We start from the raw sequence: 12,054 nt of genomic DNA, 5'->3' as shown, positions 1-12,054 counted from the left end.
GCGGCCGGGCCCAACAGTTGTTTACGATACGCCCGAATTCGTGGGGACGAACGTTTCTTTCACTATTTTCCGGTGAACTCCGAGGGGGAGAACAATGCGGAGACGGAGTGTGCCCGAGCAATTCCGGGCAGTGTACAAAAATGTTTCGAGAATTCGGGGTCCGGTAATTCGGAAGGTACTGCCGGTGATGCTGGCGGCACTCGTCGCGGCGGGCCCGGCGCTGGTCGCGGTGCCCGCCGAGGCCGCGGCCGGCGCGAACCTGTACTTCGTCCAGGGGCTGCCCGGTCGCACACTGGACATCAGTGTGGACGGGCGCCAGGTTGCTGCCGGTGTTGCCGGTGGCAAGCTGGTCGGGCCGTTCGCGGTCGGAGCCGGGAAGCGGATGATCACCGCGGAGCAGGGTGGCAAGGTGGTGATCCGGCGTGCGGTGACGGCGGGGTCCGGGGCGAGCCTGGACGTCGTCATTCATCAGCCGGTGTCGCCGACCGGCGCGCCGCTGCTGACGACGTACGCGAACAAGTTGACCGCGGTACCGAAGGACAAAGCCGGATTGCGGGTCGCACATGACGCCGCGGTAGGTCCGGCTGACATTCGGGTGAACGGAAAGGTACTTTTCCAGAACGTCGCGAACGGGGAATCACTCGATGTGGTTGTTCCGGCGGGGACGTACAAGGTCGACATCGTGCCGACCGGTGCCACCTCGCCGGTCGTGCTTGGCCCGCTGGATCTGCCGGTGCAGGCCGGCTACCTGACCCGGGTGTTCGCGATCGGAGCACCGAGCCAGAAGACGATGACCGTCGCCCTCGGCACCATCAAGGTCCCGGCGGCCGGGTCTGACAAGCCGGGCCTGGTGAACACCGGTACCGGTGGGCAGGCGGCAGGGCTCGACCAGGTGCAGAGCTCCGCCGGACAGTCCGGTCTGTTGATCATGGTGCTCCTCGGCGCGCTCGGGGTCGCGGTCGTCGCCGGCCGGAAGGTGGTCCGTCGCTGAAACGGTGTTTGCTCGCTACGACGCTGTGCTGTCTCGCCCTGGCCGGTTGTTCGGCCGGGGCGGGCAGCGCGCTGCCGACGCCGACCGCAACGTTCAGCTTCCAGACCACCGGCACGCCGTCGCAGCCGCCCGCGCCGACGACGCCGTTGTCCGCGCCGCCGGGACGGATCGGTACGCCCGCACCCAGCCAACGGATCCGGTTCGTCCCGCAACAGGTCGTACTGCCCGGCGGCGCGCACGCATCGGTGCTCACGGCAACTACTGTCGCGGGTCAGCTCCAGGTGCCGGCGAAGGCCCAGAACGTCGGATGGTGGGACGGCGGCGCCGAGGCCGGTGACCCGTTCGGTTCGGTCGTGCTCGCCGGACACGTGGACACCAAGACCGAGGGTCTCGGGTACTTCGCGCGGCTGCTCGACGTACGGCGCGGTGAGGTCGTCGTACTGAACGGATCCGGGCACACGGCGTCGTACCGGGTCGTCTCGATCGTGTCGGTACGGAAGGACGCGCTGGCGACCAGGAGCGGTGCGTTCGACCAGACCGCTGACCATCGGCTCGTGCTCATCACCTGCACCGGTGCGTACGACGCCTCCCGTGGTGGTTACGAGGACAACTTGGTGGTGACCGCTCTGCCGATCGGCCTGGCCAAGTAGCAGCGCAGTAGGCTCGACCGTCATGGCCAGGTATTTCGACATCCATCCCGAGAACCCTCAGCGGCGGTCGATCGGGCAGGTGGTGGACCTGCTGCGCGGAGACGGACTGATCGCGTACCCGACCGACTCCTGCTACGCGCTCGGCTGCCAGCTGGGCAACCGGGACGGCATCGACCGGATCCGCACGATCCGGCACCTGGACGACCGGCACCACTTCACGCTGGTGTGCGAGAACTTCGCGCAGCTCGGGCAGTTCGTGCACATCAGCAACGCGGTCTTCCGCTCGATCAAGGCGGCCACGCCGGGCAGTTACACGTTCATCCTGCCGGCCACCAAGGAGGTCCCGCGGCGGCTCCTGCACCCGAAGAAGAAGACCGTCGGCGTCCGCATCCCCGACCACATCATCACCCAGGCACTGGTCGCCGAGCTCGGCGAGCCGCTGGTCTCCAGTACGTTGCTGCTGCCCGGCCACGAGGAGCCGATGACGCAGGGCTGGGAGATCAAGGAAGAACTCGACAACCAGATCGACGCGGTCATCGAGGGCGAGGTGGGCATCGAGCCGACCACCGTCATCGACTTCTCCGACGACGCCCCCGAGATCGTCCGCGTCGGCGCCGGGGACCCCGCACCGTTCGAATAGCAGCTCAGCGGAACCGCTCGGCGAATCGTGCGGTGAACAGGTCGGATCCCTTGCGCTCGATGACCGCCTCCAGCGGCGCCGCCATGGCACCGCCGTCCGGGCGCGGAAGCTGGCCGACGCCGGCGCGGGTGCCCAACGGCAGCAGGATTCTCGGTACGTCGGCCGGCCGGTAGACGGATCCGGGCTGCTCGCCGCGGAGCTGGGCCCGGATGTTCTCGATGACGACCGGCGCCTGCGTCTGGGCGTGGGTCGCCATCTTGGCATCGGGCAGATCGGCGATGTCTCCGAGCGCGTAGACGTTCCGGCGGCCGGCCACGTTCAGATGCTCGTCGACCGGTACGGTCCTGCGCTCGGTGAGTTCGACCAGAGCTCCATCGTCCAGATAGCCGGTGTTCACGCGCGCGCCGAAGCAGCGGAACCAGATGTCTGCGGTGATCGATGCGCCGGTGTCCGTGGCGACGGTGAAGGTCGACGCGATCCCGGCCCCGACGGGCGGTGCGGCGATCAGGTTCGTTCCGAGGCGCAACTCGATCTTCAGCTCCTCGAGTTGGCGGTGGAGCTCCGCGCGGACTTCGGGGAGGAAACCCGGGAGCAGCTCCGGCGAACGGCCGACGACCGTGATGTGCCTGTCCGGCCACACCTCCCGGATCTCGCCCGCCAACTCGAGCCCGACCGGGCCGGCGCCGAAGATCAGCACCCGCTCGGCGCCGGCGAGCTGGTCGTTCGTGAGGCGCAGGTCCGCGATGGCCTGCGTGGCGCTGGTGGCTGCGCGCTGCGGATGGACCGGGTGCGCGTAGCTCGATCCGGTGGCCAGGACGAGATAGTCCGCCTCGACGCGGGCGCCGCCGGCCAGTGTCACGCCGGCGGGATCGGCCGACGTGACCGTGTCCCGGATCAGGTTCCCGTGCTCGAGCAGGGTTCCGTAGTCGAAGAACGGGTTGTGGGCCCACTCGGGTCGCACCAACGCCCGCAGCGAACCCGCGAAGTTCACGAACGCGTCCCGCGGATCGATGAGCGTGATCCGTGCGTCACTGTCCAAGGACTTCGCGACGAGAGTGCCGGCGTACCCACCACCGACGACCACGACAGCTGGGCTCATGGGCATGCCTTTCTGCTGCAATCAAGAGTTGATGTGACAACTCTATGAGTGATGAGTTGTCTCGTCAACTCTTACTCGCTAGAGTTGCAGTCATGGTCGAGACCGGGTCCCTGTCGCCGGACGAATGGGCGTTCTGGGACATCTGGATGCAGGCACAGCGGCTGCTGGCCAAGGAGGTCGACCGGGTCCTGCAGCGCGACTTCGGGATCTCCAAGGCCGAGTTCGGCATCCTCGTGAAGCTGCACGCGGCTCCCGACGGGCGGATGCGGGTCACCGACCTGGCCGACACGCTCGACTGGGAGAAGAGTCGCGTTGCACACCAGCTCACGCGGATGGAGCGCCGCGGGTTCCTCGAGCGCAGCGAGGCGGGTGCCGCCGGCCGTCGGACCGGGATCGCGCTGACGGCGTCCGGTACGGAGTTGGCCGCGCGCGCGATCCGCGTCCACGCAGACAACATCCGCCGGCTCGCCTTCGACCGGCTGTCGCCGGAGCAGGCTGCGGCGATCGCGACCTGGAGCGAGGACCTGATCGACCACCTCGCGCCCTGAGCCCGCGGCGTACTGCCTGTAGAAATGGTCGTGTGACCGAGACTTTGGACTTGAGCCCGGACGAACTGCTGACCACGACGCGGACGGTGCGGAAGCGGCTGGATCTCGAGCGGCCGGTGCCGATGGAGCTGATCCGGGAGTGCATCGAGATCGCGCTGCAGGGGCCGTCGGGGAGCAATCGGCAGACGTGGCACTGGCTGGTGATCACGGACGCCGAGAAGCGTGCCGCCGTCGGTGAGTACTACCGGCGCGCGGTGGAGTCGTACCTCGCCGGTCCGGGCGCCGCTGGGAAGCTGCATGCGGACGACCCCGATCGCGGCCCGGTGCAGCGTCGCGTGGGGGACAGCGTCGCGTACCTCGGCGAGCGGATGGGAGAGGTGCCGGTGCTGGTCATCCCGTGCCTCCAGGCCCGCACCCTGCCGGCTGGGAACCAGTCCGGACTGTGGGGTTCGATCCTGCCATCGGCGTGGAGCTACATGCTCGCCGCACGGGCCCGCGGCCTCGGTACGGCCTGGACGACGCTGCACCTGGCCTACGAGCAAGAGGTCTCGGAGCTGCTAGGTCTCCCCGAGGAGATCCGTCAGACCGTACTGATCCCGACGGCCTACTCGATCGGCACCAACTTCAAGCCCGCCGCCCGCCAGCCGGTCGACGAGGTCCTGCACATCGACGGTTGGTGAGCCGTAACGACAGGAGGTAGTCGCCTCCGAAGGTCCGAGTCCGCCGTGCTCAGGCGGGAACGGGTCTATACGTACACGACTACGTCCTGTCCTTAGGGACGGAGTCCGCCATTTCCTCGATGGTCAGGCCGCTGAGCACCGAGCGGGGTTGGGTGGCGGTGACGTCCAGGGCGGGGTCGGCGTCGGCGTCCTTCACCTTGACCAGCAGCCAGTCGGCTCCGGTCCGGGTGAACGCCCACGCGCCGTTCAGCTTCACGCCGTGCAGTTGCACCTTCAAGTGCCCGCGCTCGATCGCCTCGGCCGGGTCGACGAGCTGGTGCCGGTCGTCGCGGGTCAGGTTCGTGTAGACGCCGGCGTCCCAGACGATCACCGCTCCGCTGCCGTACTGCGCGTCGCGGTGCACGCCCTCGTACGACGCGTACTCCAGATCGTGGTCCGTGGTGAATACCGCGAGCCGCTTCACGATCGGGTCCAGCGACGGCCCGCGCGGCACCGCCCACGACTTCAGCACCCCATCCACCTCGAGCCGTACGTCGTAGTGCAGCCGCCTGGCATCGTGCAGTTGCACTACGAAAATCGGCTTCCCCACGGGGGCTCCTGACGAATAAGAGTTACGGCTAACGGTCTGTCACGTTGCGGTTGTAGGCTTGCCTCTGGTTGGGCAACCAACCTCCCAAACCCTCTCCATCATCCGCCCCTGTCCAGAAGCAGGTGCCATGCCCGTAGCCCCATCCCCGGCGCGGCCGATCGCCGTCCAGATCCGCATCGGCGGACGCTGGATCGCCGGCCAGGAGCTGGGTCGGCGCACCGGGACGGCCGGGACCGACGAGGTTCTCGTCAGTCACCACGGCCATCTCGTCTGGGTCGATCAGAGTTCCGTGCGCGAAAGCTGAAACCCTTTACCGCAAAGGCTTTTCAGCAAAGAGTTTTCGCAACCAGGTTGCCGATCTCGACCGCCGAGCCGGACCCGGTCGGGTCGAACAGCGCCCTGGTCAGCGCGAACGTGACGCCTGCGCGCGTGTCCGCCCAGGCGACGCTGCCACCCATGCCCGGCCAGCCGAACGATGCCGGGCTCTCCTCCGCGCTCGACCCGAGCCGCCCGATCGCGTAGCCCATCGCCAAGGTCGCGGGGTTGCCGAGCAGTTCGTCCTGCGCGGTGAGAGCCGGCCTGGTTACGCTCGGTACGGACTCCGGGCGGAGCAGCCGGACACCGTCTACCTCGCCGATCAGGCCGGCGTACAGCTTGGCGATCCCGTGCGCGTTCAGGATCCCGCTCGACGGGTCCTCGACCGCGAGTTGCTCAGGCTGGTTGAGTACGGCGGCGCGCGGCTGCATCGCCGGCGGCATCACCTTGGCGAACATCCCGGCCAGCGTCGTGAACGTCTCCTCCGCGTCCGCGGGTTCGACCAACGGAACGAGCCGGTGCCGTTGATCGGCCGGCAGCGCGAAGAACACGTCGTCCTGGATCCCGAGCGGGGTCGTGACCTCTCGCAATACGTCGGAGATCGTCCGACCGGTCGCGCGCCGGACGATTTCGCCGACGAGCAGCCCGAACGTCTCCGCGTGGTACGTCATCTTCGTCCCCGGCTCCCACCAGGGCTTCGCGGCCGCGAACCAATCCGCCTTGCCGGCGAGCGTCTCGCGGGTGGTGTCCGGCGGCAACGCGGGCAGGCCGACGGTGTGCGTCAGTACGTGCCGCAGCGTCGCCTTGTCCTTCCCGTGCGCGCCGAACTCGGGCCAGACGTCCACGATCGGCCGGTCGTAGTCCAGGACGCCTCGGTCCACCAGGACGTTCGCGACCGTCGCGGACGCGCCCTTGCCCGTGGATGCGGCGTAGTACAACGAGCCCGGCGTGACGCCGTCGCCGGCCACCGCATCCACCACCAGCCGACCATGCCGGTACGCCGCGACCTGCATCCCGAGCTCGGTCTCCACCAGTTCGTCGATCCGCCGCTGCACCACGTCCTGTAGCTCCATACCGGTACGTCGTACCAGAAGCTAAGCGCTCTACACGTATTCGAGGGCGAACCGGATCGTGCGTTCCCGATCCGCCTCGGTGCCGACCGGGCAGAACAAGAACTCCGTCGTACCGGCGTCCTTGAACTGCTGGAGCTGCTTCGCCACCGCCGCCTCGTCCCCGAGCACCGCGGTGTCCTCAGGGCCTGCGTTGCCGCCACGATCGAGCACTGCCCGGTACGCAGGCATGCCGCCGGCTGCTCCGTAGTTCGTCCGGATCCAGTCGCGGGCGCTCTCGGCGTCGTCCGTGACCACGACCGTCGCGCCCGCGATCACCTGTGGTTGCGGCCTCCCCGCCGCGGCAGCCGCCTTGTCGATCGTCGGGCGGATGAAGCTCTCGATCACGTCCGGCCCCGCCCAGCTGGTCGTCGTACCGGCGGTCAGCTCGCCGGCGGTCTTCAACATCCGCGGCCCGAGTGCGGCCAGGATGAGCTCCGGGGCCTCGGCGCCTGCGATGGTGATCTGGCCGCGGGCGGTCAGGCGTTCGCCGGCGTAGTCGGCCGGTTCACCGGCGAGCAGCGGACCGAGCGCCTCGACGTACTCGCGTACGTACGCTGCCGGACGCTCCATCGACTGCCCGAGCATCCCCTCCACCATGTGCGGGTGGCTCGCGCCAATCCCGAGCGTCAGCCGGTTGCCGATCAGCGCCTGCACGCTGAGCGCCTGCGCCGCGAGCGCCAGCGGATGCCGCGGGTACACCGGCACCACGCCGACGCCGAACTCGACACCCGACGTGTACGGAGCGACGCCGGCGATCAGCGTCAACGCGTCCCAGCCGAGCCGCTGACTGAACCAGATCCGGTCGATCCCGGCGTCCTCGGCGGCCTTCGCGGCGGCGCCGAGCTCGGGAATGCTCCGGCCTTCTTCGTCCATCCACAGTCCGATCCTCATGTCCACCAGTCAACGGTTCCGGGGCCCGCCAACCCAGACGCAGTTACGCTGTGCAGCGATAAGGAGTCGTGATCGCCGGAGGGTCCGATGGAGCTGCGGCAGCTGCGGTACTTCGTCACGGTCGCCGAGGAACTGCACTTCGGCCGGGCCGCCGAGCGACTGAACATCGTCCAGCCCGCGGTCAGCCAGCAGGTCGCCCGGCTCGAACGTGAACTCGGGCTCCAGCTCCTCGACCGGTCCTCGCGGCATGTTCGCCTGACCGGCGACGGTGAGCGGATGCTCCGCGAGGCCCGGGCCGTACTGGCCGCAGCGGACCAGGCGTCGGAGGTTGCCGCGGACCTCGCCTCCGGCCGGGACGGCTTGTTCCGGATCGGTGCCGCTCCGGGCCTCCGGGACCGTCTCGAACGCGGCCTCAGCACGCTCCGCGCCCGTACGCCCAACCTCGAGGTGCAGATCAGTTCCGCGTCGACGGCCGAGTGCCTGACCGCGCTGCGTTCGGGCGAACTGGATGTCGCGTTCGTGCGTGGTGAGGTCGCGGCGGCCGACCTGCAGGTCGTCGAGTTGTGGCGCGATCCGCTGTCGGTTCTGCTTCCCATGGAGTACCGGTGTGACGACGGGGTCAAGCTGATCGATCTGGCCGGGCTGCCGCTGCGGCTGGCCTCCGATCCGTGGTTGCGCGACGAGCTGGCGGCGGCCTGCCGGGCCGCCGGATTCGAGCCGACGATCGGACGGCCGGCGGACGATCTGGAGGCCGCGATCGTGGAGATGTCGACCGGAGCGCCGGCCTGGACGGTCGTCTACGGGACGGCGTGCGAGGCTGCGGAGGGCGCGCTCTGGATGGGGCCGTTCGCGCCTCCGATGAGTGCGCCGGGCCAGCTGGTCACAGGCGACGGCCACTGCCTCGACGAGCTGGTCGCAGCGTTCGGCTGAGGTTGGCTGAAGGGTTGGCTGAAGGTCTCCGGCGGGCCCTGACAGCTCCGCCGGAGACCGGTGTGTTGATTGCTCAACAAGCACCGGATCGTAACCGGGAAATCGTGTTCCGAGAAGTGTCCGTCTCATAATTCATCCGATGTCCGTTTGATGCCTCCCGGTGACGAGTTGCTGACAGCGCGGGATTAAAGTTGGTAGTTGCAACCAAATACTCGGGCTGGGTGAGGACCCAAGTCAGCCGTTTCCGCCTCGGGGCAGTGCACGCCACTGCCCCGGTCGATGCGTTCCCGCCGTACGAAACGGAAGCTGATGTCAGCCACCCAGACCACGCCGGCCACACCTCCCGGCACCACCTCACCCGGCGCCACACCTCCTGACGCCGAGTCACAGCGCTATCGATCCCGGTACGCTGAGCCGGAGACCTCACCGGCCACGCCGCCGCCACCCGCGCCGCCGTCGGCCGGCAATCCGGAGCTCTCGCACCGGGAGATCCTGGAGATCCTCGCCGGGCTGCTCGCGGCGCTGTTCACCGCCGTCCTGAGCTCCACGATCGTCAGCAACGCACTCCCGACGATCATCGCGGACCTCGAGGGATCCCAGACGCAGTACACCTGGGTGGTCACCGCCAGCCTGCTCGCGATGACCGTGTCGACGCCGGTCTGGGGCAAGCTGTCCGACCTGATCAGCAAGAAGCTGCTCGTCCAGCTCGCGATCGTCGCGTTCGTGATCGGCTCGATGCTGGCCGGCATCTCGCAGAGCGTGCCGTTCTTGATCGGCGCCCGGGTCCTGCAGGGCCTCGCGATGGGCGGGCTGATGGCGCTCGCGCAGGCGATCATCGGCGCGGCGATCCCACCCCGTTCGCGGGGCCGGTACTCCGGTTACATGGGCGCCGTGATGGCGGTCGCGACCGTCTCCGGCCCGCTCGTCGGCGGTGTCATCGTCGACACGTCGTGGCTCGGCTGGCGCTGGTGCTTCTACGTGTGCGTCCCGCTGGCCGTACTGTCGCTGATCATCCTGCAGAAGTTCCTGCATCTGCCGGTGACGAAACGGCGCGTACGGATGGACTACCTCGGGGCGATCCTGATCGCGGGTGCCGCGAGCCTGCCGCTGATCTGGGTCTCGTTCGCGGGCGAGCACTTCGCGTGGTGGTCCTGGCAGACTGGTGCGTACCTGGGCGGTACGGCGGTGCTGGCGATCCTGGCTGTCGTGGTCGAGACGCACGCGGCCGAGCCGCTGGTCCCGGTGCGGGTCGTCCGGCAGCGGACGACGGCGCTGGCGATCCTCGCCAGCCTCTCGGTGGGGATCGCGATGTTCGGCAGCGCGGTGTTCCTCGGGCAGTACTTCCAGGTCGCCCGCGGCTACAGCGCGACCGAGGCCGGGTTGCTGACGATTCCGATGATGTTCGGGTCGTTCCTCGGGTCGGTCGGATCCGGTCAGTTGATCACCCGCTTCGGCAAGTGGAAGCGGTACCTGGTGATCGGCGGGCTGTTCCTCACCGCGGGGCTCGGCGTACTCGGGACGATCGACCACGAGTCGCCGTACTGGTACGTCGGCCTCGGGATGCTCGGCATGGGCCTCGGGATGGGCATGACGATGCAGAACCTGGTCCTCGCGGTGCAGAACACCGTCGACGTCAGCGAGGTCGGGGCCGCGAGCGCGACCGTCACGTTCTTCCGCAGCCTCGGTGGTGCGGTCGGGGTGTCGGTCCTCGGGGCGGTCCTGGCGACGCGGGTCACCCACCTCATCACCGAGCACCTGCGCGAGCTCGGGGCGGGCGCCGCGACGCAGGGCGGGTCCGGCTCCGTACTGGACGTGAACTCGCTGCCCGGTCCGGTGCAGGAGATCGTGCGGCATGCGTACGGGGACGCGACCGGGCGGATCTTCGTGATCGCCGCGGGCGCTGCTGTGGTGAGCCTGATCGCGGTGCTGTGCATCCGTGAGGTGCCGCTGCGTCGTACGGTCGCGATGGGGGCCTCCGCCGAGGGCGCTGACGGGGCTGTCGGGGCTGACAGTGCTGACGGGCCTGGCGGTTCGGGTGCGGTGTCGTACCGGGAGACTGTGTCCGATGATCCGGCTGAGCGTGCGGCTGTTGTCGCGTTGGACGTGATCACCTCGGCCGAACGTACTGCGCGCGAGCGTGAACGTGAGGCAGCCGAGCGCGTCCAGGCGGCCGCGCACACGATCCGTCAGATGCGTACAGACGTGGCAGACCTGTTCACACGGGTCGACCAGCAGATCGCGGCGCTCGAGACCACGCTGCCGGACGCGGACATCCCGCAACCCGCGGCGGCGATCCTGGACTCGCAGCGGCCGGCCGGCGAACTGGTCGACGAGCTCCGGCGGTACGAGCTCAGCGTGCTGAGCGCTAGTCAGCGGACCGCGGACCATCTCCGCGAGACCGCGAAGACCGACGCCGAGAGCGTACGGACGACCGCCCACGCCGACGCCAATCGCCTCCGCACCACCGCCGAGGCCGAGGTCGACCAACTCCGTACGACAGCCCGTGCCGAGGCGGAACACCTGCTCACCGAGGCCCGCGCCGAAGAACACGAGATCCGCACCCGCATCACCGAACTGGAAGCCGTAGAAACCCGCCTCCTCGGCACCATCCGCGACAGCCTCTCCAACACCCCCCACCCACCCGCGACCCCCCACACCACCGGGTCGCACAGCGCCACCTCCGCGAGCTCCACGCCGACGCACCCCACCCCACCCGCCACCCCGCCCACAGCCGGCCCCGCCTCCCACGGCGCTCCGACCTCGGGCGTCGTCTCACACGACGTCTCGGCCACCGGCTCCCCGGCGAACGGCGCCACAACAGCAGGCAACGGCTACCCAGAAGAAGCCCAACACCGCCAACCCTTCGGCTAACCACAACTCCTCCACCGCGGCCCCATCGGTCCACCCAACCTGCCCCTCGGTCCGCCGAACCCGCCCCTCGGTCCACCGAGGGGCGGCCTGTTCTCCCCGAGCCGTGGCGAATGGTCCTGCCCCCTTCGCCGAGTCGTGGAGAACGGTCGGCCGAGCGCGCCAATATCCACGACTCGACGAACACCGAACAAAGCCCGCCACGAAGCGCGGACCGCCGGGCCGTACGACACTTAGCCGCGGGGCGTGGTGGGCCGGACCACGTCGACCCGCGGGCCGCGCCGACCCCGTGGGCCGCACCACATTTACCCGCGGGACGCGGCCGATCGCGCCAGGTCTAGCCGCGGGGCGCGCCGGACTCGTCCGTTGGCTGGCCGCGAGATGTCCGGTCGGCTGTGCGACCTGTCCCCTCGCAGGTCGTGGTGCGGGCCCGCTTGTGGCGAGTCGTGGCGAATGGTTCGGACCCCGTTCGCCGAGTCGTGGAGAAAGGTTGCCAGAAGTCGGTCTGGGGCGCCTGAATCCACGACTCGGCGGACGACCTGCGGTGGAGTGCCAGCAGGTGACGCGGCTCCCACCCCACCCTCGCCTAGGGCGGGCAAATCAGCTAGTGCGGTGGCGTGCAAGTGGCTGGGGGGGGGGGGGGGGGGGGGGGGGGGGGGGGTGGGGGGGGGGGTGGGGGGGGGGGGGGGGGGGGGGGGGTCGGGGGGGGGTGGCGGTTGGGGTGGGGGGGGGGGTTAGGAG

General features: G+C 69.2%; 12 protein-coding genes. 8 read left to right on the top strand and 4 right to left on the bottom strand.

Going from position 1 to position 12,054, the window contains the following annotated elements:
- Positions 1–187 precede the first annotated feature (187 nt).
- The 3 genes from ACGFI6_RS06870 to ACGFI6_RS06860 are packed head-to-tail and all read left to right on the top strand — an operon-like array spanning position 188 to position 2,281.
- Positions 188–991 carry a DUF4397 domain-containing protein gene (locus tag ACGFI6_RS06870; protein ID WP_393118066.1) on the top strand — a complete coding sequence of 268 codons (804 nt, stop codon included), beginning with the start codon at positions 188–190 and terminating at the stop codon, positions 989–991.
- An 8-nt stretch (positions 992–999) separates the two neighbouring features.
- Complete coding sequence (locus ACGFI6_RS06865) at positions 1,000–1,641, top strand: sortase domain-bontaining protein (RefSeq protein WP_393115772.1); 642 nt, start codon at positions 1,000–1,002, stop codon at positions 1,639–1,641.
- Positions 1,642–1,663: 22 nt separating this feature from the next.
- Positions 1,664–2,281, top strand: coding sequence for an L-threonylcarbamoyladenylate synthase (locus tag ACGFI6_RS06860; RefSeq protein ID WP_393115771.1), 618 nt, complete (start codon positions 1,664–1,666; stop codon positions 2,279–2,281).
- Between the two features lie 4 nt (positions 2,282–2,285).
- Here the strand turns inward: ACGFI6_RS06860 and ACGFI6_RS06855 are convergent, their stop codons facing one another.
- Entirely contained in the window at positions 2,286–3,380 is a 1,095-nt protein-coding gene (locus ACGFI6_RS06855; protein ID WP_393115770.1) for an NAD(P)/FAD-dependent oxidoreductase, read from the bottom strand.
- A 92-nt stretch (positions 3,381–3,472) separates the two neighbouring features.
- Between ACGFI6_RS06855 and ACGFI6_RS06850 the strand changes: the two genes are divergently transcribed.
- The gene (locus ACGFI6_RS06850) at positions 3,473–3,928 is read left to right on the top strand and encodes a MarR family winged helix-turn-helix transcriptional regulator (protein ID WP_393115769.1); all 456 of its coding nucleotides are present in this window, start codon (positions 3,473–3,475) and stop codon (positions 3,926–3,928) included.
- A gap of 32 nt (positions 3,929–3,960) precedes the next feature.
- The gene (locus tag ACGFI6_RS06845) at positions 3,961–4,608 is read left to right on the top strand and encodes a nitroreductase family protein (protein ID WP_393115768.1); all 648 of its coding nucleotides are present in this window, start codon (positions 3,961–3,963) and stop codon (positions 4,606–4,608) included.
- 79 nt (positions 4,609–4,687) lie between these two features.
- On the opposite strand, the gene ACGFI6_RS06840 is transcribed toward ACGFI6_RS06845, so the two are convergent.
- On the bottom strand, positions 4,688–5,197 hold the full coding sequence (locus ACGFI6_RS06840; RefSeq protein ID WP_393115767.1) for a DNA polymerase ligase N-terminal domain-containing protein: 510 nt from the start codon (positions 5,195–5,197) through the stop codon (positions 4,688–4,690).
- Positions 5,198–5,324: 127 nt separating this feature from the next.
- Between ACGFI6_RS06840 and ACGFI6_RS06835 the strand changes: the two genes are divergently transcribed.
- Complete coding sequence (locus ACGFI6_RS06835) at positions 5,325–5,501, top strand: hypothetical protein (protein WP_393115766.1); 177 nt, start codon at positions 5,325–5,327, stop codon at positions 5,499–5,501.
- Positions 5,502–5,523: 22 nt separating this feature from the next.
- Here the strand turns inward: ACGFI6_RS06835 and ACGFI6_RS06830 are convergent, their stop codons facing one another.
- Positions 5,524–6,585: a serine hydrolase domain-containing protein gene (locus tag ACGFI6_RS06830; RefSeq protein ID WP_393115765.1), complete on the bottom strand. Its 1,062-nt coding sequence runs from the start codon at positions 6,583–6,585 to the stop codon at positions 5,524–5,526.
- A gap of 30 nt (positions 6,586–6,615) precedes the next feature.
- Positions 6,616–7,515: a TIGR03564 family F420-dependent LLM class oxidoreductase gene (locus tag ACGFI6_RS06825; RefSeq protein WP_393115764.1), complete on the bottom strand. Its 900-nt coding sequence runs from the start codon at positions 7,513–7,515 to the stop codon at positions 6,616–6,618.
- Positions 7,516–7,602: 87 nt separating this feature from the next.
- Between ACGFI6_RS06825 and ACGFI6_RS06820 the strand changes: the two genes are divergently transcribed.
- Positions 7,603–8,445, top strand: a complete 843-nt coding sequence (locus ACGFI6_RS06820; RefSeq protein ID WP_393115763.1) for a LysR family transcriptional regulator — start codon at positions 7,603–7,605, stop codon at positions 8,443–8,445.
- Positions 8,446–8,754: 309 nt separating this feature from the next.
- Complete coding sequence (locus tag ACGFI6_RS06815; protein WP_393115762.1) at positions 8,755–11,316, top strand: MFS transporter; 2,562 nt, start codon at positions 8,755–8,757, stop codon at positions 11,314–11,316.
- Positions 11,317–12,054: the final 738 nt, after the last annotated feature.

Origin of the sequence: Kribbella sp. NPDC048928 (assembly GCF_043197975.1) — a bacterium.
In the GTDB taxonomy this organism is placed as follows: domain Bacteria; phylum Actinomycetota; class Actinomycetes; order Propionibacteriales; family Kribbellaceae; genus Kribbella.
Note: the sequence above shows the minus strand (reverse complement) of the source record. Positions and strands in the feature narration are given on the sequence as shown.

Bases quoted from the DNA above. Each gene is read 5' to 3' on its own strand.
- ACGFI6_RS06870 (WP_393118066.1), top strand. From the start codon at position 188: ATGCTGGCGGCACTCGTCGCGGCGGGCCCGGCGCTGGTCGCGGTGCCC.
- ACGFI6_RS06860 (WP_393115771.1), top strand. From the start codon at position 1,664: ATGGCCAGGTATTTCGACATCCATCCCGAGAACCCTCAGCGGCGGTCG.
- ACGFI6_RS06855 (WP_393115770.1), bottom strand. From the start codon at position 3,380: ATGAGCCCAGCTGTCGTGGTCGTCGGTGGTGGGTACGCCGGCACTCTC.
- ACGFI6_RS06850 (WP_393115769.1), top strand. From the start codon at position 3,473: ATGGTCGAGACCGGGTCCCTGTCGCCGGACGAATGGGCGTTCTGGGAC.
- ACGFI6_RS06835 (WP_393115766.1), top strand. From the start codon at position 5,325: ATGCCCGTAGCCCCATCCCCGGCGCGGCCGATCGCCGTCCAGATCCGC.
- ACGFI6_RS06830 (WP_393115765.1), bottom strand. From the start codon at position 6,585: ATGGAGCTACAGGACGTGGTGCAGCGGCGGATCGACGAACTGGTGGAG.
- ACGFI6_RS06825 (WP_393115764.1), bottom strand. From the start codon at position 7,515: ATGAGGATCGGACTGTGGATGGACGAAGAAGGCCGGAGCATTCCCGAG.
- ACGFI6_RS06820 (WP_393115763.1), top strand. From the start codon at position 7,603: ATGGAGCTGCGGCAGCTGCGGTACTTCGTCACGGTCGCCGAGGAACTG.
- ACGFI6_RS06815 (WP_393115762.1), top strand. From the start codon at position 8,755: ATGTCAGCCACCCAGACCACGCCGGCCACACCTCCCGGCACCACCTCA.